The following is a 22,252-nucleotide window of genomic DNA, read 5'->3' on the forward strand; positions in this document are numbered from 1 at the left end:
CTGGAGCTCAGACGTGTGGCCTTCGGATCTGGCCGCGCGGGTCGCCTGGAGTTCGTCGCCGGCGCGACGCAGCGCGTCGACGTGGCGCGCGCGCGCGGTGAACGTGCCCTGCGGGCCGCTGTCGGCGGCCGCATCGCCCTGGGCGAGTCGCCGCAGATGCGCATGCAGGGCATCCAGGCCCTCGCCGCTCAGGGCCGAGACGAGCAGGGGGCCGCCAGCACCCTCGCCGGGCCGGGACGCTCCTGCTGGGGCGCGGCCGCCGCCGGCGGAGGGATCGCCATCCGGCTGCCGGCGGTCGAGGAGATCGGCCTTGTTGTGCAGCCAGAGGCAATGCGGTGCGCCTGCGATGGCATCCCGCAGCGCGCGGGTGCCTGCCTGCGGATCACGTGCATCCACGACCGCGATCACCAGGTCGGCGCGTCCGAGTTCGGCGCGGGCGCGGCGCATGCCCTCGCGCTCGATGGCGTCGCCGCCTTCGCGCAGGCCGGCGGTGTCGACCAGCATCAGCTCGACACCGTCGCTGCGCACGACTTCGCGCAGCAGGTCGCGGGTGGTGCCGGGGACGGCGGTGACGATTGCGCGATCGCTGCCGGCCAGTGCGTTGAGCAGCGAACTCTTGCCGGCATTGGGGGGGCCGACGATCACCGCATGCAGGCCGTCGCGCAGCTTCTGCCCGCGTTGCGCGGCCTGCATCAACTCGCGCCATGCTTCAAGCAGCGCCTCCAGGCGCTCGCGCAGCTGGGCCACGCCGAGGGTTTCCAGCGGCTCGTCGGCGAAGTCGATGGTCGCTTCCACCTGCACCCGCAGCGCCAACACCTGCGCGGCCAGCGTGTCGACGCGCTGCGAGAACGCGCCGTCCAGCGCACGCCGCGCCGCGCGCGCGGCGGCCTCGCTGCCGGCGGCGATCAGGTCGGCGACCGCTTCGGCCTGGGCGAGGTCGAGCTTGCCGCTGCGGAACGCGCGCTCGCTGTATTCGCCGGCATGCGCCATCCGCGCCCCGAGCGCGCAACAGCGCGCGAGCAGTTGCCGCAGCAGCGCCGGGCTGCCATGGGCCTGGAGTTCGACCACGTCCTCGCCGGTATAGCTCGCCGGTCCCTGGAAATACAGCGCGATGCCGTCGTCGATGACCGCGCCGTCGCCATCGCGGAACCGCGCGTAGGTGGCGCGGCGCGGCTGCAACGGACGATCGCACAGCGCCTGAGCGATCGCTCGCGACAGCCCGCCGGACAAGCGCACGATGCCGATGCCACCGGCGCCCGGAGCGGTCGCGATCGCGGCGATGGTGTCCTGGCCGGTGTCGGGCATGGTGTCAGCGGCTTCCAGCGTTTCGTGTCGCAAGCCTAAGCGGTGTCGCCCATGCGGGGCCGGCCGCGATCAGGACGCGCATGGTCATCGCCCCGGCACCATCGCCGCAGCCGCTCCAGGGCAGGACAAAAGCCCGCCTTGCGACGGGCTTTCGATCAGCCCTTGTCGGCCGCCATTTCCTGTCCGTACTGGCGCGTGTTCCACCACTGCTGCAGCAGGCCCAGGCTGCCGTTGGTGATCCAGTACAGCACCAGGCCCGCGGGCATGAAGCTGAAGAGCACGCCCATCACCACCGGCATGTACTGCATCATTTTCTGCTGGGTCGGATCCATGCCAGGCGTCTTCGGCGCCAGGTGCTGGGTGCCCCACATGACGAAGATGTTGATCGCCGGCAGGATGAAATACGGATCGCGCGCGGTGAGGTCGTGGATCCAGCCGATCCACGGCGCGTGGCGCAGTTCGACCGACTCGGACAGCATCCAGTACAGCGCCAGGAACACCGGCATCTGCACCAGCACCGGCAAACAGCCGCCGACCGGATTGAGCTTCTCCTTCTTGTACAGCTCCATCAGCGCCATCTGGAACTTCTGCTTGTCCTCGCCGTAGCGCTCCTTGAGCTGGGCGATGCGTGGCTGGAAGCGGCGCATCTTGGCCATCGACTTGTACTGCGCGGCCGACAGCGGATACATCGCCAGCTTGATCAGCACCACCAGGCCGACGATCGACCAGCCCCAGTTGCCGAGCAGCTGGTGCAGGTGCTGCAGCACCCAGAACAGCCAGCCGGCCAGCACCGCCATCAGGGTGATGCTGCTGAAGTCGACCGCGCGTTCCAGGCCCGGCACGCGCTGGGCCGCGATCTGCTTGACCAGCTTCGGGCCGACCCACAGCCTTGCCTGCGTCGTTGCGGTGGCGCCCGGGGCGACGGTGACCGCGGGGCCGAGTTCGCGCACCAGCGCCTGGCCCGCCTGCGGCACCGCGGTGGAGAAGGTGGTGGTGTCCTTCGCGCCCGGGATCCAGGCGGTGAAGAAGTGGTGCTGCAGCATCGCGATCCAGCCGCCGGTCACCTGCCGCGAAGGCAGCGAGTCCTCGCCGAACTTGGTGAATTTCAGTTTCTCCAGCTTGTCCTTGTCGCTGTACCAGGCCGCGCCGTGGAAGCTGTAGGACTCCGGATGCATCATCCCGCTGGCGACCGTCGGCGGCACCCGCACCAGTTGCCGGTAGACATAGCCCTGCCAGGGTGCCGCGGACTGGTTGATCACTTCGTCGCGCACGTCGATGACGTAGTCGCCGCGGCGGAAGGTATAGGTGCGGCGGATGCTGACGCCGTTGGCGCCGTGCCAGACGAACGGCACCTGCACCGAATCCGCGCCGGGCCCCAGGGTGACCGCGCGCGCCGGGTCGACCGGCACGAAGGCGCCTTCGTGGCTCGGCGCCGGTCCGCTGCTGCTGACCCAGCCGCTCTGCGCCTCGAACAGGTGTGCGGGGGAATCATCGAACAGGCGCATCGGCGCGCTGCCGGGAGCGATCGTCAGCGGGTACTGCAGGATGTCGGCGCTGTGGATCGCACCGCCGTCCAGGCGCAGGCGCAGGACGTCGGTGGTGACCGTCACCAGCGGCGCGGCGGGCGTCGCGCTGGCGCCGGCGCCGGTGGCCGGCGGGGTCGGAGCCGCGGACGATGCCGAGGCGGCGGTCGGCACGCTGGGGACCGAGGGCACGCTGGCGCTGTTGGCCGGACCCGATGTGCTCGCGGCCGGCGTGGCGGCCGGGGCCGGCACCTGTTCCTTGGTCCACGCCATCCACAGCAGGGCCGCAACGAACAACCAGGCGGCGATGAGGAGGGTACGGGTCTGGTTCATGGGCGGCGTGGTGGCTTCAGGTTCGGGGACAGGCCAGCGCGCCGCGCGCAGGCTCGGCAGGCTCGCAAAGGCGGGAGGGGGTCGGCGCTAGGGGCCGCTGGCCGGCGGCATTGTGCCGGTCGTCACCGTTGCCGGCAACGCGCCGCTGCGCTGGAGCAGGCTTTCGAAGCTCGCTCGCAACTGCGCGGCGCTGGCTTGCGCGGCGGCGGGGCGGGCGACGACGACATACGCGCCGCCCGGCAATTGCGCGCGCAGGTGGCGAAAGCGGTCGCGCAGCACGCGCTTGATCCGGTTGCGGCCGACGGCGGTGGGGTCGACCTTGCGCGAGACCGCCAGGCCCAGGCGTGGTGGGGCGTCGTCGCGCAGCCAGTGCAGGCTCAGGGCCGGATGGGAAATGCGCTTGCCGCCTTCGAAGACGCGGGTGAATTCGCGCTTCGCGCGCACCCGTGCCGCGCGCGGGAATCCGGCGCCAGGCGAGGATTGGAGTGGGCGCGGACCGGCCGCGACGGGCGCGGCCGCGATGGAGTCGTCCATCGGCGTGGGCGTCAGCCGCAACGGCCGACGCTCAGCAGGCAGCTCAGGCGCAGAGGCGCTTGCGGCCCTTGGCGCGGCGGCGGGCCAGCACCTTGCGGCCATCGGCGGTCGCCATGCGGGCACGGAAGCCGTGGTCGCGCTTGCGCTTGAGGTTGCTGGGCTGGTAGGTGCGCTTGGTGGCCATGACGGGCTCGTGCGGTTAAGCAGGACGAAAGAACCGCGCATTCTAGCAGCGCGGGGGCTGCGGTCAACCTCCGACACCGCGCGACACCTTCCAGGCAGAAGCACGCAAAGCGCCAACGGCGCCGATGCGCGCCCCGGGAGCGGGTGGTAGGCTGACCCATCCCTTCGGTATCGCACCGCGGCGCCCTGCGCCGCGTGGCCAGTCTTTCGGTAATCGCACACTCCATGGATGCCTGGCCTCGTTGCCTGCAACACCTCGAAGCCGAGCTCCCGGCCGAGGACGTCCACACCTGGCTCAAGCCGCTGCAGGCGCAGGCGCGCGACGGCAACGTGGTGCTGTACGCACCTAACGCCTTCGTGATGGAGGAAGTGCGCGCCCGTTACCTGGCGCGGATCCGCGAGCTGGTCGCGCACTTCACCGGCGCCGGCGACGTCAGCCTGGAGATCGGTTCGCTGCGCAAGCCCGCGGCGACCGGCGCCCCGCCGCCTGCCTTCGGCAGCCCGGCCACCGCGCCGCGGACGACGACCGGCGAACCCTTCCACGGCAACCTCGACAGTCATTACACCTTCGACAACTTCGTGGAGGGCCGCAGCAACCAGCTCGGTCGCGCCGCGGCCTGGCAGGCGGCGCAGAAGCCCGGCGATCGCGCGCACAACCCGCTGCTGCTGTACGGCGGCACCGGCCTGGGCAAGACCCACCTGATGTTCGCCGCCGGCAACGCGATGCGCGCGCAGCGGCCGGGCATGCGGATCATGTACATGCGCTCGGAGCAGTTCATGAATGCCTTCACCAAGGCGCTCTACGACAAGACGTCCGGCGGCATGGATGCATTCAAGCGCCAGTTCCAGGGCATCGATGCGCTGCTGATCGACGACATCCAGTTCTTCGCCGGCAAGGACCGCACGCAGGAGGAGTTCTTCCACACCTTCAATGCGCTGTTCGACGGCAAGCAGCAGATCATCCTGACCTGCGACCGCTACCCGCGCGAGGTCGAGGGCCTGGAGCCGCGGCTGAAATCGCGCCTGGGCTGGGGGCTGTCGGTGGCGATCGACCCGCCGGATTTCGAGACCCGCGCGCAGATCGTGCTGTCCAAGGCGCGCGAGCGCGGCACGCTGATCCCGGATGACGTCGCCAACCTGATCGCCAAGAAGATGCGCTCCAACGTGCGCGATCTGGAAGGCGCGCTCAACACGCTCGCCGCGCGCGCCAATTTCACCGGTCGCCCGATCACGCAGGAGTTCGCGCAGGAGACCTTGCGCGACCTGCTGCGCGCGCAGCAGCAGGCAATCGGCATCCCCAACATCCAGAAGACCGTGGCAGACTACTACGGCCTGCAGATCAAGGATTTACTGTCCAAGCGCCGCACCCGTTCGCTGGCGCGCCCGCGCCAGGTGGCGATGGCGCTGGCCAAGGAACTGACCGAGCATTCGCTGCCGGAAATCGGCGATGCGTTCGCCGGTCGCGACCACACGACCGTGTTGCACGCCTGCCGCCAGATCAAGGGGTTGATGGAAACCGACGGCAAGCTGCGCGAGGACTGGGAGAAGCTGATCCGCAAGCTCAGCGAATGACCTGCCCGGCGGCGCTGGCAGCAGGGGCAGGGGCTGCTTCCGCGCTGCGACGGCAAGCGGTGGGTGAGTCGCGGACAAGTTGTGGATAACCCCCGGGGGCGGTCGGAGGATCCGATTTATCCACAGGATGCAAACCACTGCCCTTGGTCTTTGTACACGCCGTAGCGAAAAATATAAACGTTACAAATCAATAGTTTGCATTAGTTACCAACGCTTTTTTGCGACACCAGCACCACCTGCTTTTGATTTATCCATCCTTTCAAGCTTGGGCCACGGGGAATCCACCGCATGCGTTTCAGCCTGCAACGCGAAGTCTTCCTGAAACCACTTGCACAGGTGGTCAACGTCGTCGAGCGACGCCAGACCCTGCCGGTCCTGGCCAACCTGCTGGTCCAGGTCAAGGATGGCCAGCTGTCGCTGACCGGGACCGACCTCGAAGTGGAGATGATCGCCCGCCATGCGGTCGATGAGGCGCAGGACGGGGAGACGACGATCCCGGCGCGCAAGCTGTTCGAGATCGTCCGCGCCCTGCCCGATGGCAGCAAGGTCACCGTCAGCCAGACCGGCGACAAGGTCACCGTCCAGGCCGGGCGCAGCCGCTTTACCCTGGCCAGCCTGCCGGCCAACGACTTCCCCTCGGTCGACGAGATGGAAGCGACCGAGCGGGTGCAGGTGCCGGAGGCGGCGCTGAAGGAGCTGATCGAGCGCACCGCGTTCGCCATGGCCCAGCAGGACGTGCGGTATTACCTCAACGGCCTGTTGTTCGACCTGCGCGACAAGACGCTGCGCTGCGTGGCCACCGACGGCCACCGGCTGGCGCTGTGCGAGGCGGCGCTGGAGGAAGGTGCGGCGACCAAGCGCCAGATTATCGTTCCGCGCAAGGGCGTGCAGGAGCTGCAGCGCCTGCTCGAGGGCGGTGACCGCAGCTTGGAGCTGGAAGTCGGGCGCAGCCATATCCGGGTCAAGCGCGACGACGTGACCTTCACCTCCAAGCTCATCGACGGCCGTTTCCCCGATTACGAGGCAGTGATCCCGATCGGTGCCGACCGCGAGGTCAGGATCGACCGCGAAGTCCTGCGCGCCGCCCTGCAGCGCGCCGCGATCCTGTCCAACGAGAAGTACCGTGGGGTCCGCGTCGAGGTGTCGCCGGGCCAGCTGAAGATCAACGCCCACAACCCCGAGCAGGAAGAAGCCCAGGAAGAGGTTGAAGCCGACACCCGGGTCGACAACCTCGCGATCGGCTTCAACGTCAACTACCTGCTCGATGCCCTGTCGGCGTTGCGCGACGAGTTCGTCGTGCTTCAGCTGCGCGACGCCAACTCTTCGGCGCTGGTGCGCGAGGCCGGCAGCGAGAAGTGCCGGCATGTGGTGATGCCACTGCGGCTGTGACGCGCACGCCGCCCCTGCTGGATGTTCCACGTGGAACCAAGACGCCCGGCCTGCCCCGGGCGTCTTGCGTTGCGGGGCTTGCCGCATGCGCGTGACCCGGCTGGAACTGTCCAACCTGCGCCGGTTCGAGCACGCCCAGCTGGCCCCGGGGCCCGGCTTGAACCTGATCACCGGCGCCAACGGCGCGGGCAAGACCAGCGTGCTGGAGGCATTGCACCTGATGGCCTACGGGCGCAGCTTCCGCGGACGGGTGCACGATGGCCTGGTGCGCCAAGGGGCGTCGGCGCTGGAAGTCTTCGTCGAATGGCAGGCCGCAGCAGGCACCGCGATGGCCGGCCGGGACGGCGTCCGCCATCGCGCCGGCCTGCGCCATTCCGGGCAGGCCTGGGAGGGCCGGTTGGATGGCGCCAGCGTCGACCATCTGGGCCAGCTGTGCGCGGCATTGGCGGTCGTCACCGTCGAGCCCGGAAGCCACGGCCTGATCATGGGCGGCGCGGAGAACCGGCGCCGCTTCGTCGATTGGGGTTTGTTCCACGTGGAACCGGACTTCCTGCCGTTGTGGCGCCGCCATGCGCGCGCGCTCAAGCAGCGCAACGCCCTGCTCAAGCGCGGGATCCGCGACGGCCAGCTCGAGGCCTGGGAGCAGGAACTCGCGGCCAGCGGAGAGCCCCTGACCCGCGCGAGACAGCGTTACCTGGAGCAGCTGCAGCCGGTTCTGGAGCAGGTGCTACAGGCCCTGCTGCCGGCGGCGGGGGCGAGCCGGATCGTCTTCCAACCCGGCTGGCGGCAGGAGGAACTTGCGCTGGGCGACGCGCTGTTGCTCTCGCGTGATCGCGACCTGGCCGCAGGGCACACCACGGTCGGACCGCATCGCGCCGACTGGCAGCTGGTGCAGGCGGGGATCCCTGGCCGCAATGCGCTGTCCCGGGGCCAGGCCAAGCTCACGGCGTTGTCGGCGCTGTTGGCGCAGGCCGAGCATCACGCCGCGCTGCGGGGCGACTGGCCGGTGGTCGCACTGGACGATCTGGCCTCCGAGCTCGACCGTGCCCACCAGCGGCGGGTGCTCGAGCGCGTCCTGTCCAGCGGCGCACAGGTGTTCGTCACCGGCACCGAAGCGCCCGCGGTCCTGCACGCGCTGCACGCGCCGCGCTGCGTGTTCCACGTGGAACATGGGCAACTGGTGGCTGAAGACCCCTCCCAGGCGCCGGGTTGAGCCCGCTGGCAGCCGTGGTGGCTTGGTATACTGGCCGCATCCATAGCTAATGTGTCCGACGCGCCCCGCTGTTGCGGACGCGCGCGTCGCCGGAGCCTGCCAGCGCATGTCGCAACACGAGTCCGATCTCACCCCCGTCGCCGATCCGGCGCCGTCGCCGAACAGCCCCGTCTACGACTCCAGCCGCATCACCGTGCTGCGCGGGCTGGATGCGGTGCGCAAGCGCCCTGGCATGTACATCGGCGACGTCCACGACGGCACCGGCCTGCATCACATGGTGTTCGAAGTCGTCGACAACGCGATCGACGAAGCCCTGGCCGGGCACGCCGACGAGGTGACGGTCGCCCTGCTCGGCGACGGTTCGGTCTCGGTCTCCGACAACGGCCGCGGCATTCCCGTCGACATCCACAAGGAAGAGGGCGTCTCCGCGGCCGAGGTCATCATGACCGTCCTGCACGCCGGCGGTAAGTTCGACGACAACTCGTACAAGGTGTCCGGTGGCCTGCACGGCGTCGGCGTCTCGGTGGTCAACGCGCTGTCCGAGCACTTGTGGCTGGATATCTGGCGCGACGGTTTCCATTACCGGCAGGAATACGCGCTGGGCGAGCCGCTTTATCCGCTCAAGCAGCTCGAGCCCTCCGATCGCCGCGGCACCCTGCTGCGCTTCAAGCCGGCGGCGGCGATCTTCACCGACGTCGAATTCCATTACGACATCCTTGCCAAGCGCCTGCGCGAGCTGTCGTTCCTCAATTCCGGCGTGCGCATCACCCTCACCGACGAGCGCGTGCATGGCGACGGCGGCGAAGCGCGTCGCGATGTGTTCCAGTATGCCGGCGGCATCGCGTCCTTCGTCGAGCACCTGGCGCAGCTCAAGAACCCGCTGCACCCGAACGTGATCTCGGTGTCGGGCGAGCAGAACGGCATCACCGTGGACGTCGCCCTGCAGTGGACCGACGCCTACCAGGAAACGATGTTCTGCTTCACCAACAACATCCCGCAGAAGGACGGCGGCACGCACCTGCAAGGGTTCCGCGCCGCGCTCACGCGCACCCTGACCAACTACATCGAGCAGAACGGGATCGCCAAGCAGGCCAAGGTCACCCTCTCGGGCGACGACATGCGCGAAGGCATGATCGCGGTGCTGTCGGTCAAGGTGCCGGATCCGAGCTTCTCCAGCCAGACCAAGGAGAAGCTGGTCAGTTCCGACGTCAGGCCGGTCGTTGAGAGCACGTTCGGCGCACGTTTGGAGGAGTTCCTTCAGGAACACCCCAACGAGGCACGCGCGATCGCCGGCAAGATCGTCGACGCCGCGCGTGCCCGCGAGGCCGCCCGCAAGGCGCGCGACCTGACCCGGCGCAAGGGCGCGCTGGATATCGCCGGCCTGCCCGGCAAGCTCGCCGACTGCCAGGAGAAAGACCCGGCGCTGTCGGAACTGTTCATCGTCGAGGGCGACTCGGCCGGTGGCTCGGCCAAGCAGGGCCGCAACCGCAAGACCCAGGCGATCCTGCCGCTCAAGGGCAAGATCCTCAACGTCGAGCGCGCGCGCTTCGACCGCATGCTGGCGTCGGCCGAAGTCGGCACGTTGATCACCGCGCTGGGCACCGGCATCGGCAAGGACGAGTACAACCCGGACAAGCTGCGCTACCACCGCATCATCCTGATGACCGACGCCGACGTCGACGGCTCGCACATCCGCACGCTGTTGCTGACATTCTTCTACCGGCAGATGCCCGAGTTGATCGAGCGCGGCCACGTCTATATCGGCCTGCCGCCGCTGTACAAGATCAAGCAGGGCAAGACCGAGTTGTACCTGAAGGACGACGCCGCGCTGGACGTGTACCTGGCCGGCAATGCGGTGGAAGGCGCATCGCTGGTTCCGGCCGAAGGCGAGCCGCCGATCACCGGCGCGGCGCTGGAAAAGTTGCTGCTGGTGTTCGCCGGCGCGCGCGACACGATCGCGCGCAATGCGCACCGCTATGAGCCGGCGGTGCTCGAGGCGCTGATCGACTTCACGCCGCTGGATGCGACCTCGTTCGCCAGCGCGACCGACGAACGCAGCGAGCTCGACGCGCTGCAGGCGCGGCTCAATCGCAGCGGCCTGGGCAAGCCGCGCTATGCGCTCACGCTGCAGGCGGCGACCGAGGCGCGTCCGGCCGCACTGCTGGTCACGCGCACGCACATGGGCGAAGCACTGACGCAGGTGCTGCCGTTGTCGGTGTTCGAGCATGGCGAACTGCGCGCATTGCGCGAAGCGGCATCCGCGTTGCACGGGCTGGTGCGCGAGGGAGCGCAGATCGTGCGCGGCAATCGCGCGCAGCCGGTCGCGAGCTTCGCCGAAGCGCAGGCCTGGCTGCTCGAGGAAGCCAAGAAGGGCCGCCAGATCCAGCGCTTCAAGGGCCTGGGCGAGATGAACCCGGAGCAGTTGTGGGAAACCACGGTCAATCCCGACACCCGGCGCCTGCTGCAGGTGCGGATCGAGGATGCGGTGGCCGCCGACCAGATCTTCTCGACCCTGATGGGCGACGTGGTCGAACCGCGCCGCGCGTTCATCGAGGACAACGCGCTCAAGGTGGCCAACCTGGACGTCTGATCCGTCGCGGCAGGAGCGGCCGTTCGCGCGAGCGACTTCAGCCGCGCTCTTGCCGGCCCGGCGCCCGCCGCTGAAACCGCTCAGGTCGACCGCGCACGGCGCCGGATGCGGTGGCGTCATGACGCCGCCTTCGCCCCCGGGGCCCTACAAACGGACCGATTCCTGAATTGGAGCCTGCGATGAAAGCCCTGCTGCTCGGACTTGCGCTGGCGACCGCGGTCGCCGGCTGTGCCACCACCACCTCGCCGACCGGGCGCACCCAGTACGTCGGCGCGGTGTCGCAGGCGCAGCTCAACCAGCTCGGCGCGCAGGCCTTCGCCGAGGCCAAGGCCAAGACGCCACAGTCCACCGACGCGCGCCAGACCGCCGACGTGCGCTGCGTCGTGAGCAGCCCGGTGAAGGAACTGCCGCCCGAGTGGAAATCAATGCGCTGGGACACCGCGCTGTTCGTCGACCCCGAACCCAATGCCTTCGCCCTGCCGGGCGGCAAGGTCGGCGTCAACACCGGCATCTTCAAGGTCGCGCGAAACCAGGACCAGCTGGCCGCGGTGATCGCGCACGAGATCGGCCACGTCATTTCCCACCACCACGACGAGCGCATCACCCGGCAGATGCAGACCCAGGCCGGGCTGGGCCTGATCAGCGCGCTGCTCGGCGCCCGCTACGGCGAAGGCGCGGCGCAGACGGCCAACCAGGTCGGCGGCGTCGCCGCGCAGGGCTTGTTCCTGCTGCCCAATTCGCGCACCCAGGAATCCGAAGCCGACGTCGTCGGCCAGCAGCTGATGGCCAAGGCCGGATTCGACCCGCGCCAAGCCCAGGACCTGTGGCGGAACATGATCGCCGCCGGCGGCGACCGCCCGCCGGAATGGCTGTCGACCCACCCGGACCCGCAAAGCCGGCTGGGCGAGCTCGCCAGCCGCGCGTCAGGCCTGATGCCGGTGTACCGGCAGGCCCGCGCTTCGGGTCGCACGCCCCACTGCGGCTGACCTTGCTTGGTTCGCTGCGTTTCTCTCGCGAGGTGTTTCTGCTAGCGTTGGCCTCCCCTTTTTCCGCAACCGCCGCCGCCAGGCCCGGGATCAATCGTGAATATTTCCCCCTCCAAGTCACCCCTTCGCGCCGCGCTGCTTGCGCTGTCCCTGTCCCTGGTCGCCACCAGTGCGTGGGCGCAGTTCACCGATGACGGTGGCTCGGTCATCCATCGCTCGCGCAAGCACAAGACCACCGAGGCCAGCGAGAAGGAGGCGCCTGCGAAGTTTCCCGCCGCCACCCGCAAGTCGCCGGGCCTGACCGCCACCGCGGCCGGCGGCAAGGCGCTCAACGCGATCTTCGCGCTCGAGCAGGCAAAGAATTATCCCGAGGCGATCCAGCAGGCCGAGGCGTTTGCGGCAACGGCCAAGAACGCCTACGAGCAGTCCTTCGCCTACCAGCTGGCGGGCGTGGCGGCGTCGGAGAGTGGCGACAACGACAAGGCCATCGCCATGTTCAAGCAGGCGCTGGAGACCAACGGCCTGGCCAACGACGAGCACTACCAGGTGATGTACAACCTGGCGCTGGCGCAGTACCAGACCAAGCACCCGGCCGATGCCCTGGCGACCCTCAATCGCATGCTCACCGAGACCAAGAGCGAGGAGCCCCAGTACCTGGACCTCAAGGCGGTGCTGCTCGGACAGCTGGATCGCCCGCTGGAAGCGGCGGCGATCTACGAAAAGCAGATGGCCAAGAACCCGACGGACGCCAAGGCGCTGATCAACGCCGCCGCGTCCTACCAGCAGGCCGGCGACGCCGCCAAGGCCAACGCGCTGCTTGCCCAGGCACGCGACAAGCAGATGCTGACCGATGCCAACCAGTACCGCGCGCTCTACGTTGCCTACATCAACAGCGACAAGCCCAAGGAGGCGGTGGCGGTGATCGACGAGGGGTTGGCCAAGGGTGTGCTGAAGCCGTCCCAAGACCTGGCCAATGCGTACTCGGTGCTCGCCCAGAATGCCTACGCCGGCGGCGACAGCCAGACCGCGATCGACATGTACAAGCGCGCGGCGGCGGCAGGCACCGATGGCGAGGCGGCACTGAACCTGGCGCGGGTCTATTTCAACGAAGGCCGCATGGCCGATGCCCGGCAGGCCGCGCAGCAGGCCCTGGCCAAGGGCGTGGCAAACCAGGCCGAAGCCCGGAAGCTCGCCGGCAGCAAGTGACCCCGGTCACGGGGTCCTGGCGCGGTTGGTACAGCCGCGCCTGATTGGTATACGATTGGAGGTTCCGCGGCCGGTAATGGCCGCGGTTTGACATCATCCGTGGCGCGAGGGCGCCCGGCCACACCCGAGCTCCCCACGAATGACGCAACGCTTGCCGACGCTCGACAAGAACGACAATGACGGCTTGAACTGGCCGCGCATCGCCGGCATGACTTTCGCGATCGCCGTCCACGCGGCGGCGCTGATGTTGCTGCTGGCGCCGATCACTCCGCCGGGCGTGGAAAAATCCGACGAGGACGCCACCCGCGTCGTCATCATCGAGCCGCCGCCGCCGCCGCCGCCGCCGCCGCCGCCGCCGAAGGAAAAGCCGAAGGAAATCAAGCTGACGCCGACGCCGACGCCGCCCAAGCCGACCCAGCTGCCGCCGCCGCCGGAACCGCCGGTGGTGCTCGATACGCCGACGCCGATGTCGCTGCCGCCGGCACCGCCCGCGCCGCCGGCACCGCCCGCGCCACAGGTTCCGCAACGCAACACCAGCGACCTGCGCGCGAGCATCTGCTCCAAGCCGTCGATGGCGCCGTTGATCATCGCGTTGAACAAGTCCGGCTCCACATCGGCGGACCTGTCACTGCATCTGACCTTCACCGCCGACGGCAGGGTGACGGATGTCAATGTTGCCAAGAGCAGCCGTAACCGCGATCTAGATCGTGCCGCCCAGAACTGGGCACGGGCGGTGAAATTGTGTCCAGGAGCCGCAGGCGATGGAATCCTGCCCTTCACGTTCAGTCTCAACGGGTAACCGTGCGGTCCATCGTCAGTAACCAAGCTCACACACCCACTACATAAAGGTAAGCGTCATGCTGCAGGAAACCACTAACGCCGCCGCTGCGACTGGGGGCAACGCCGCCACCGCCCTGACCCAGATGGGTGTCGGCCATCTGTTCGAAGCCATGCTCAGTGATCCGGGCAGCTACGCGGTCCAGTGGGCCGTGCTGCTGACCCTGGTGATCATGTCGGCGATGTCGATCTACTGGATCGTCATCAACCTGTTCAAGAACATCGCCCTGCGCCGCAGCGCGGACCGCGTGGTCGGCACATTCTGGGAAACCACGAACGCGCAGGACGCGATCCGCTACATGGAAGAGCAGCCGCGTCGCGAGCCGTTCTCCAAGATCGCGCTCGATGCCGCCCAGGCCGCCGCGCACCACCAGCGCCACGAAGGCTCGCGCCTGGTCGAGTCGCTGAACCGCTCGGAGTTCGTCGACCGCGCCCTGCGCCAGGCCGTGACCCGCGAGTCGATGCGGCTGGAGTCGGGCCTGACGGTGCTGGCGACGGTCGGTTCGACCGCCCCGTTCGTCGGTCTGCTGGGTACGGTGTGGGGCATCTACGGCGCCCTGATCCGCATCGGCGCCACCGGCCAGGCCTCGATCGATGCCGTTGCCGGCCCCGTCGGCGAAGCGCTGATCATGACCGCGATCGGTCTGTTCACCGCGATCCCGGCGGTGCTGGGTTACAACTTCTTCGTGCGCCTGAACCGCGTCACCTACAACCAGTTCGACACCTTCGCGCACGACCTGCACGACTTCTTCGCCACCGGCGCCCGCGTGGGCGAGATTCCGGCCAAGCACTAAGTCCCGTGCCGCCACCGGGCGCCAGGCGGCGCCTGGGGCAAGCGTGGCAACACGCGTCGCAAGCAACGTCGATCCAGCAATCCGGAGTCCGGCCCCATGGCCTTCAGCAGTGGCACCCAGAGCGGCGCACCGATGTCGGAGATCAATGTCACGCCCCTCGTGGACGTGATGCTGGTCCTGCTCATCATCTTCATGATCACGGCGCCGTTGATGTCGCACAAGATCAAGGTCGAGCTGCCCAAGGCCAACCTCGAGCACCGCCCCGACAAAGTCCCGCCGGCGCCGCCGGTCACGGTCACCGTGACCGAGGACGGCTCGCTGTACTGGAACGACGCGCCGGTCACCCACGACCAGCTGGAAAGCCAGCTGTCGGTGGCCGCGCAGGCGACGCCGCAACCCGAAGTCAACATCCGCGGCGATGAGACCACGAAGTACCGGATCATCAGCGACGTGGTGAACACGGCGCAGTTGCAGGGCATCGCCAAGGTCGGATTCGTCGCGACCAAAGAGCGGCATTAAGGAGCAGCGACGATGGCTTTCAGTTCGAATTCCGCCTCCGGCGCGCCGATGGCCGACATCAACGTCACCCCGCTGGTCGACGTGATGCTGGTGCTGCTGATCATCTTCATGGTGACCGCGCCGATCCTGTCCTACCCGATCGATATCGATTTGCCGCAACGCGTGCTCAATCCGCCACCGGAAACCAAGGTGCCGCCGGAGCCGATCCGCCTGCGGATCGACCAGGCCGGCCAGGTGTTCTGGAACGACAGCCCGGTCCCGATGTCCGCCCTGCGCAACATGATGGATGCCGAAGTCCAGCGCGACCCGACCAACCAGCCGACGCTGGAGATCGATACCAACGACGACGCGTACTACGGCGTGCTGGCCAAGGTGCTTGCGACGGCGCGCAACGCGCAGATGCAGAAGATCGGCTTCGTCAAGAAGCAATAGCCGCCTCCGGGGGCCCGCCCCCGGCCTGCTGCTCCGGATGGATCCCAACGCCGCCCCAGGGCGGCGTTTTCCGTTGGCCGTCACGTGGCCGCCACGCGACCGACGCGATAACCACCGCTGCGGAATCGACCGCGTGCAGGGGATCGCGATGCGCCTTGCCATGACCCCCGGCCGGAGCGAGTCGATCCCTGCGCAGCGGGCGACGTCGCCAGGCGCCCTGTCGATCGAGATGGTGCTGCTGCTGGCGCTGCTGATCGCCGGTACACCGTTGCTGGCACGGGCCCTGACCGAGGCCGCGGCGCCCGCGGCGGCGCGCGAACTTCGGCTGCAGGTCGGCCAGCGCGGCGACTTCCGCCTGGATGGCCGCGTCCTGGACCGCCGGCAACTCGACCAGGCGCTGCGCCAGGCGCAGGCCAGCAGCCCGGACCTGCGGCTGCTGATCGCCACCGCCGACGACGGCGACTACCGCGGCTTCGTCGGCGCGCTCGCGGCGGCCGAACATGCCGGCGTGCGCAACATCGGCAGTGAAGTGCACTGACCCGTCGACCGCGACGGAGTGGCCGTTCGACTGGCCCGGCCTGCGTCCTGACGGCATTGGTGGAGAAGTAAGCCAACGGGCCGGCCGCGCCCGTCGCGCGTTCGACCAGCCCCGGGTTGCGCGCCGGACCGTGCGCCGCAGGGCAGCCATCCATCGCGGATCCAAGGGCCGCAGCGATCCCGCCGGCCGCCAACAACGCCAGGGGTCCGTTGCCGCGACTCCGGCGCCACTCCCAGGTCAGGCGCGCCGCACGATCTCCACGTAGGCCCGCACCGCCGCCGCCAAACCGGCATACAGGGCGTCGTCGATCAACGCGTGGCCGATCGACACTTCCTGCACCGCGGGCACCGCATCCAGGAACGCCGCCAGGTTGCGCTGGCTCAGGTCATGGCCGGCATTGACACCGAGGCCTGCCGCCTGCGCGCGACGGGCGCTGTCGGCGCACGCGGCCAGGGCCGACGCGGGCTCGCCGGCGGCATAGGCTTCGGCAAACGGGCCGGTGTAGAGCTCGACCCGATCGGCCCCGACCGCGGCCGCCTGGGCCACGTCGGGATCGCCGGCGTTGACAAACACGCTGACCCGGCAGCCCAGCGACCTGAGCGCCGCGACATGCGGACGCAGCGCATCACGGTCACGGTTGAAGTCGAAGCCATGGTCGGAGGTGAGCTGCGCGTCGCCGTCGGGCACCAGCGTCGCCTGCGCCGGCCGGGCCTGCGCGCACAACGCATGGAAGCCCGGGTAACCCTCGCGCGGCGGGGCGAACGGGTTTCCTTCCAGGTTGAACTCGACGCCGCGCTCGCGGCACAGCAGCGCGAGCGCGAGCACGTCGTGCGCCTGGACATGGCGCGCGTCGGGACGCGGATGCACGGTGATCCCGTCGGCGCCGGCATCCAGGCATACCGTCGCCGCCCGTACCACGTCCGGCGCGGCGCCGCCGCGCGAATTGCGCAGCACCGCGACCTTGTTGACATTGACGCTCAACAGCGCCATCGCCGTCCGTCCCCGGCCCGATGAATCAGGCCCGCGCGCTCAAGGCCGCGGGCCATCGGGGGTCGACATGCCCTGCGAGCCATCCGCTGCCGCCGCATCCGCACCCGCACCCGCGGCGCGGCGGGCCTCGGCCTGCTCGCGCAGGCGGCGCAGTTCGACCGGGTCGAGCATGGTCGCTTCGTCGCGGCTGCGGCTGCCCACGCGCTGTGCCAGCAGGCCCAGCACCCAGGCCAGCAACAGGCCGAGCGCCGCCAGCAGGCACACCAGCGTCAGCGCCACCGAGGTGGTCTTCAAGGCCACCGCGAGCGCGGCGATCGCAAGCAGCAGGAACACCCAGGACATCGACGACTCCTCATGGCGACGGCCATACCGGCCGCGGGCTCGGACCAACGCAGCGCGGCCATCGCGGCGCGCGCGCCAGTGTACGACCGCCGCGCGGCAATGGCATCCGCACGCGGCGGGCCCGCGTGGGGCGAACCGGTTACAGCAGTGGGGAAAGCAGCCGCGCCAGCGCCTCGGGCAGGCGCGCGTGCCACAGGCCCTGCGGGCGCTGCTCGCGCACCCGCGGCGCGTGCGCGAACTCACCCTCGATCCGCTGCGCCAGCCGCGTCGCCATGCCGCGGTCGCGGAACAGCACCGAGACCTCGAAGTTCAATCGGAAGCTGCGCGCGTCGAAGTTGGCGCTGCCCACGATCGCCATCTCGTCGTCGACCAGCAACGCCTTGGTGTGCAGCATCCGCGGCCCGTACTCGTAGACCTTCACCCCGGCCGCCATCAGCTCGTCGAAATACGAGCGCGCGGCGAAGGTCACCAGCCGGCTGTCGCTCACCCGCGGCACCAGCACGCGCACGTCCAGGCCCGCGAGCGCGGCCGAGGTCAACGCCATCAGCCCGGGCCCCCCGGGCACGAAGTAAGGCGTTACCAGCCACACCCGCTGGCGCGCGGCATGGATCGCGCCGACATGCAGCCGATGGATCGCCTCCCAGCGCGAATCCGGCCCCGAGGTCAGCACCTGGGCCCGGACCGTCCCCGCGCGTGGCGCCGGCATCACCGCCACCACCGAGGCGATGAAGTCGCGGCGGCCGGTCGCGTACGCCCAGTCCTCCGCGAACACCAGCTGCAGCGGTCGCACCACGTCGCCGGCCAGTCGCAGGTGCAGGTCGCGGTAGGCATCGGCGCGCACGCGTTCGTTTTCGTCGTCGGTGACGTTGATGCCGCCGGTGAAGGCGACCCGGCCGTCGACCACCACGATCTTGCGATGGGTACGCAGGTTCAGCCACGGCCGCTTCCAGAACCGCAGCCGCATCGGGTGGAACCACGCCAACTCGCCACCGGCCGCGAGCAGGGGCGCGAAGAAGCGGTTGGGACAATGCGACGAGCCGACCGCATCGAGCAGCAGCCGCACCGCGACCCCGCGCCGCGCGCACTCGACCAGCGCGTCACGCACGGCGGTGCCGGTCCGGTCGGGCGAGAAGATGTAGTACTCCAGGTGCACGTGGTAGCGCGCGCCGGCGATCGCCTCGAGCAACGCATCGAACGTTGCCGCGCCATCCACCAGCAGGTCGACCCGGGTCGCGGTCGTGGCCCGCAGGCCGGTCGTCGCCTGTGCCAGCCGGGCCAGTTCCGCCGCGTCGGCGTCGATGTCGTCCGCCACCGTGTCCGGCAGTGCGGCGCGACTGCGTGCGCGCCGTAGCCGCTGGCGATGGATGCGCTGCGGCCCGAACACGTAGTAGACCAGGAAGCCGACGTACGGCAGCAATGCCAGCCCGAACAACCAGCTCAGGGTCGCCGCCGGCGCGCGCTTCTGCAGCACGATCCAGCCGCCCAGCCACACCAGGTACACCGCCCAGCCCAGGGTCAGCGCGAATGCGAAATGATGGAACTGGTGGAGCCACGACCAGGCGACGTGCAGCGCATCGAACATGAAGGGTTCAGCGGCCTGTCGCGGGGCCTGCGACGCGCCCAGCGTAGGCTGTCGCGGTGAACGATGCACGCGATCGGGCCCGCCGCGCGCCGCCCGGGCGACCGGATGCGGACCGCCCGCGCACGCCGATCAAGGGCCGCGGCGCCGCCTCGCGGATCCCCGGCCGCTTCGAGAAGACCATCGCCCACGGCGAGGACGACGGCTGGGGCTCGCTGTACGCCAATGCGCCGGACGACAGCAGCGAGGCGGTCGCGTCGCATCCGGACACCCGCGTCACCGAGGAGCGCGCGCGCTCGATCGTCAGCCGCAACCACTCGCCCGACGTCGGCTTCGACCAGTCGATCAATCCCTATCGCGGCTGCGAGCACGGCTGCGTGTATTGCTTCGCGCGGCCGTCGCACGCCTACCTCGATCTGTCGCCGGGGCTGGATTTCGAAACCCGGCTGTACGCCAAGACCAACGCCGCCGAGCGCCTGCGCGAGGAATGGTCGAAGCCATCCTACCGGCCTTCGCCGATCGCGCTGGGGATCAACACCGATGCCTACCAGCCGATCGAACGCCGCTACGGGCTCACCCGCGAACTGCTGGAAATGTTCGTCGCGCACCGGCATCCGCTGAGCTTCGTCACCAAGAGTGGGCTGATCACGCGCGACATCGACCTGCTCGCGCAGCTGGCGCGCGACAACTTGGTGCATGTGTATTTTTCGATCACCACGCTGGACAACCACCTGGCGTCGAAGATGGAGCCACGCGCGACCGCCCCCCACGGCAAGCTGCGTGCGATGCGCGCACTCGGCGAGGCCGGCGTGCCCGTGGGGGTGATGGTGGCGCCGGTGGTGCCGATGATCACCGACCGCGAACTCGAGCACATCCTGCAGGCCGCGCGCGAGCACGGCGCGCGCGCCGCCGGCTACACCCTGCTGCGGCTGCCGCACGAATTGAAGGAACTGTGGCGCGAGTGGCTGCAGTTGCACTACCACGATCGCGCCGCGCACGTGATGAGCCTCGTGCAGCAGATGCGCGGGGGCAAGGATTACGACAGCCGCTTCGGCCTCCGCGGCCGGGGCGAAGGCCCATTCGCGCAGCTGCTCGCGCAGCGCTTCGCAAAGGCGCATGCGCGGCTGGGCTTCGCGCGGATGCCGGCGCTGGATGCGACGACGTTCGTCGCTCCCGGGAAGCCGTCGCCGCAAGGCCAGTTGTTCTGACCCCACGCCATCGGTGTCGCCGTGGCCGCCGTCGGCGGTGAGGGCCGTTTTCATGCGGCCATGACGATAATCCGCCCCTGCCTTGCGCACGGCCTGCCGATGCCGGATCCCGCCGTCCCCGATTCCCCTGCCGACCACCAGGCCCGTTGCGAGCAACTGGCGGCGATCGTCGAACAATCCGGCGACGCGATCATCGCCTACCGCCCGCAAGGCACAATCACCTTCTGGAATGCAGGCGCCGAACGCGTGCTCGGCTACGCAGCCGAGCAGATGCTGGGCCAGTCGCTGTCGCTGCTGCTGCCGCTGGGCGCCGAGGATCAGTGGCCGGCGCTGCTGGCCGCATGCACCGGCAGTGCGGAAACGCAACGCATCGAGACCACCTGGCAACATCGCGACGGCCGCGCGATCGGGATCGACCTGGTGCCGTCGCTGGTCCGCGACGCGTCGGGACGACTGCTGTCGGCCTCGGTGATCGCCCGCGACATCAGCCAGCGACGGGCCGTGGAGCGGGCGCTGCGCCAGAGCGAGATGCGGCTGAACGCCATCCTGGAACAGACGTCGATGGGCCTGGCGCAGACCGATTTCCGCGGCCGCTTCGAACTGGTCAATCCACGCTTCGCGCACTTCGTCGGCCGCACCGCGCGCGAGCTGTACCGGATGCGGGTGCAGGACATCATCCATCCCGACGACGTCGGGCAGGTCCTCGAGGTCGTGCGCCAGGCGCTGACCGAACGTACGCATTTCGAAATCGACGTGCGCTTCCTGCGCCCCGACGGTGGCGTGGTCTGGACCCGCCACAGCATCAACGCGATGCTCGACAGCGATCGGCGCCCACAACATCTGATCTCCGCCGTGCTCGACATCACCCAGCAGAAGCTGGCGATGCAGCACGTGGAACTGATGCTCGACGAGCTCAACCACCGGGTGAAGAACACCCTGGCCACGGTGCAGGCGATCGCCATGCAGACGCTGGCCAAGGCGCCGGACCTGCAGGCGTTCAAGACCGCCTTCAGCGCACGGCTGCTGGCGCTGTCCAACACCCATAACCTGCTTGCGGCCGACGCCTGGACCGGCGCCCGCCTGCGCGACATCGTCGCCAGCGAACTGGCGCCCTACCAGCGCGAGGACCCTGCCAGCGGCGAACGCGTGCATATCGAAGGCGAGGAAGTGCTGCTGTCGCCGAAGCTCGCGTTGGCCCTGAGCATGGCGATCCACGAACTGGCGACCAATGCCAGCAAGTACGGCGCGTTGAGCACCGGCAGCGGCCGGATCGATGTCCGCTGGCAACTTCGCGCCGAGGGGCGCCGCGACCGCCTGCAGTTGCACTGGGTGGAATCGGGTGGGCCACCGGTGCAGGGCGCGACCCGCCGCGGCTTCGGCACTCGCCTGATCACCGAAGGCCTGGCCTACGAGCTGAATGGGGAAGCCGTGTTGGAGTACGCGGAAACAGGGGTAAGCTGCCGGATCGACGTCCCACTGTCCGAGGCCGCGCCGTGACGACCGACAACTCCCAGCGCCGGGTCCTGCTGGTCGAAGACGAGGCCTGCCTGGCGATGATGCTGCAGGACCTGCTCGAGGACGCCGGCTACGAAGTCATCAAGGCCGCACGCGTGCCCGCGGCGCTGCGCATGGCGCAGGGCGAGCCGATCGATGCCGCCATCCTGGATGTCAACGTCGCCGGGACGGAAGTGTTCCCGGTCGCCGACGAACTGCGCGAACGTGGCGTGCCTTTCATGTTCGCCTCCGGGTATGGCGAGCGCGGCCTTCCGGGCGAATACCGCGATTTCCCGATCCTGCAGAAACCCTACGATCCGGCCGCGCTGGGGACGATGCTTCGCACCGTGTTGGCGACGCCGACCTCGCGCGCGTCCTGAGCCGGCGACGTCTTCACCAAGAGCGGTCCGCGCACGCCGCCGCCGTCGCAGTGAATGCCGGTTGCACAGCATCGTCGCGCCCGGATCCGGTCCGTACTGACGGCAACGACCAGATCTGATGCGTGCGTCGGTCCTGCCTGCGGGATGTGGCGCGCCGTGTCGTCCCGCGAGCATGGAACCCGGCGCCCGCGGCGGGATCAACGACCGGATCGACCACTGGATCAAGGACTGGTTTCTTAATCCCTGCGAAAGCAGGATCCAGCGCCTTTGGCCGCCAGTGCGCGTGGCGCGACCCGGCGCCGTGT

General features: G+C 69.1%; 21 protein-coding genes. 14 read left to right on the forward strand and 7 right to left on the reverse strand.

The window, feature by feature from the left end; translation table 11 throughout:
- The 4 genes from mnmE to rpmH form a co-directional block, all read right to left on the reverse strand.
- On the reverse strand, positions 1-1,305 hold a 1,305-nt coding region (mnmE, locus tag G7B67_RS10395; RefSeq protein ID WP_166211918.1), incomplete at its 3' end, for a tRNA uridine-5-carboxymethylaminomethyl(34) synthesis GTPase MnmE.
- Between the two features lie 155 nt (positions 1,306-1,460).
- Positions 1,461-3,161 carry a membrane protein insertase YidC gene (yidC, locus tag G7B67_RS10400; RefSeq protein WP_166211921.1) on the reverse strand — a complete coding sequence of 567 codons (1,701 nt, stop codon included), beginning with the start codon at positions 3,159-3,161 and terminating at the stop codon, positions 1,461-1,463.
- Between the two features lie 87 nt (positions 3,162-3,248).
- Positions 3,249-3,695: a ribonuclease P protein component gene (rnpA, locus tag G7B67_RS10405; protein WP_166211924.1), complete on the reverse strand. Its 447-nt coding sequence runs from the start codon at positions 3,693-3,695 to the stop codon at positions 3,249-3,251.
- 43 nt (positions 3,696-3,738) lie between these two features.
- Positions 3,739-3,879 (reverse strand): 50S ribosomal protein L34, encoded by a 141-nt coding sequence (gene rpmH / locus G7B67_RS10410; protein ID WP_036139660.1) that lies wholly within the window; start codon positions 3,877-3,879, stop codon positions 3,739-3,741.
- Between the two features lie 224 nt (positions 3,880-4,103).
- On the opposite strand from rpmH, the gene dnaA reads away from it, so the two are divergent.
- From dnaA to G7B67_RS10465, 11 genes are all read left to right on the forward strand, one after another.
- Positions 4,104-5,450, forward strand: coding sequence for a chromosomal replication initiator protein DnaA (gene dnaA, locus G7B67_RS10415; RefSeq protein ID WP_166211927.1), 1,347 nt, complete (start codon positions 4,104-4,106; stop codon positions 5,448-5,450).
- A gap of 288 nt (positions 5,451-5,738) precedes the next feature.
- On the forward strand, positions 5,739-6,839 hold the full coding sequence (dnaN, locus tag G7B67_RS10420) for a DNA polymerase III subunit beta (RefSeq protein ID WP_166211931.1): 1,101 nt from the start codon (positions 5,739-5,741) through the stop codon (positions 6,837-6,839).
- Between the two features lie 85 nt (positions 6,840-6,924).
- Positions 6,925-8,052 (forward strand): DNA replication/repair protein RecF, encoded by a 1,128-nt coding sequence (gene recF, locus G7B67_RS10425; protein ID WP_166211934.1) that lies wholly within the window; start codon positions 6,925-6,927, stop codon positions 8,050-8,052.
- A gap of 106 nt (positions 8,053-8,158) precedes the next feature.
- Positions 8,159-10,642, forward strand: coding sequence for a DNA topoisomerase (ATP-hydrolyzing) subunit B (gene gyrB / locus G7B67_RS10430; RefSeq protein ID WP_166211937.1), 2,484 nt, complete (start codon positions 8,159-8,161; stop codon positions 10,640-10,642).
- 179 nt (positions 10,643-10,821) lie between these two features.
- Positions 10,822-11,628 carry a M48 family metallopeptidase gene (locus tag G7B67_RS10435; RefSeq protein ID WP_166211940.1) on the forward strand — a complete coding sequence of 269 codons (807 nt, stop codon included), beginning with the start codon at positions 10,822-10,824 and terminating at the stop codon, positions 11,626-11,628.
- A 96-nt stretch (positions 11,629-11,724) separates the two neighbouring features.
- Positions 11,725-12,834 (forward strand): tetratricopeptide repeat protein, encoded by a 1,110-nt coding sequence (locus tag G7B67_RS10440; RefSeq protein WP_166211943.1) that lies wholly within the window; start codon positions 11,725-11,727, stop codon positions 12,832-12,834.
- Positions 12,835-12,985: 151 nt separating this feature from the next.
- Positions 12,986-13,633, forward strand: a complete 648-nt coding sequence (locus tag G7B67_RS13525) for a TonB family protein (RefSeq protein ID WP_166211946.1) — start codon at positions 12,986-12,988, stop codon at positions 13,631-13,633.
- A 58-nt stretch (positions 13,634-13,691) separates the two neighbouring features.
- A complete protein-coding gene (locus G7B67_RS10450) occupies positions 13,692-14,465 on the forward strand; it encodes a MotA/TolQ/ExbB proton channel family protein (RefSeq protein ID WP_166211949.1) in 774 nt (257 codons plus the stop codon).
- A 96-nt stretch (positions 14,466-14,561) separates the two neighbouring features.
- The gene (locus G7B67_RS10455; RefSeq protein WP_166211952.1) at positions 14,562-14,984 is read left to right on the forward strand and encodes an ExbD/TolR family protein; all 423 of its coding nucleotides are present in this window, start codon (positions 14,562-14,564) and stop codon (positions 14,982-14,984) included.
- A gap of 12 nt (positions 14,985-14,996) precedes the next feature.
- Entirely contained in the window at positions 14,997-15,416 is a 420-nt protein-coding gene (locus G7B67_RS10460; RefSeq protein ID WP_166211955.1) for an ExbD/TolR family protein, read from the forward strand.
- A gap of 148 nt (positions 15,417-15,564) precedes the next feature.
- Entirely contained in the window at positions 15,565-15,954 is a 390-nt protein-coding gene (locus G7B67_RS10465; RefSeq protein ID WP_166211958.1) for an ExbD/TolR family protein, read from the forward strand.
- A gap of 237 nt (positions 15,955-16,191) precedes the next feature.
- On the opposite strand, the gene G7B67_RS10470 is transcribed toward G7B67_RS10465, so the two are convergent.
- From G7B67_RS10470 to cls, 3 genes are all read right to left on the reverse strand, one after another.
- Positions 16,192-16,944, reverse strand: coding sequence for a pyridoxine 5'-phosphate synthase (locus tag G7B67_RS10470; RefSeq protein WP_166211961.1), 753 nt, complete (start codon positions 16,942-16,944; stop codon positions 16,192-16,194).
- A 39-nt stretch (positions 16,945-16,983) separates the two neighbouring features.
- Positions 16,984-17,286, reverse strand: coding sequence for a hypothetical protein (locus G7B67_RS10475; RefSeq protein ID WP_166211964.1), 303 nt, complete (start codon positions 17,284-17,286; stop codon positions 16,984-16,986).
- Positions 17,287-17,425: 139 nt separating this feature from the next.
- Positions 17,426-18,868, reverse strand: coding sequence for a cardiolipin synthase (gene cls, locus G7B67_RS10480; protein ID WP_166211966.1), 1,443 nt, complete (start codon positions 18,866-18,868; stop codon positions 17,426-17,428).
- 56 nt (positions 18,869-18,924) lie between these two features.
- Between cls and G7B67_RS10485 the strand changes: the two genes are divergently transcribed.
- The 3 genes from G7B67_RS10485 to G7B67_RS10495 are packed head-to-tail and all read left to right on the forward strand — an operon-like array spanning position 18,925 to position 21,947.
- Entirely contained in the window at positions 18,925-20,073 is a 1,149-nt protein-coding gene (locus G7B67_RS10485) for a PA0069 family radical SAM protein (protein WP_166211968.1), read from the forward strand.
- Positions 20,074-20,133: 60 nt separating this feature from the next.
- Positions 20,134-21,570 (forward strand): sensor histidine kinase, encoded by a 1,437-nt coding sequence (locus tag G7B67_RS10490; RefSeq protein ID WP_166211971.1) that lies wholly within the window; start codon positions 20,134-20,136, stop codon positions 21,568-21,570.
- Positions 21,567-21,947 carry a response regulator gene (locus G7B67_RS10495; protein ID WP_166211973.1) on the forward strand — a complete coding sequence of 127 codons (381 nt, stop codon included), beginning with the start codon at positions 21,567-21,569 and terminating at the stop codon, positions 21,945-21,947. Before G7B67_RS10490 ends, G7B67_RS10495 begins: the two co-directional genes overlap by 4 nt.
- Positions 21,948-22,252 lie beyond the last annotated feature (305 nt).

Origin of the sequence: Cognatiluteimonas telluris (assembly GCF_011320095.1) — a bacterium.
Lineage (GTDB): Bacteria > Pseudomonadota > Gammaproteobacteria > Xanthomonadales > Xanthomonadaceae > Cognatiluteimonas > Cognatiluteimonas telluris.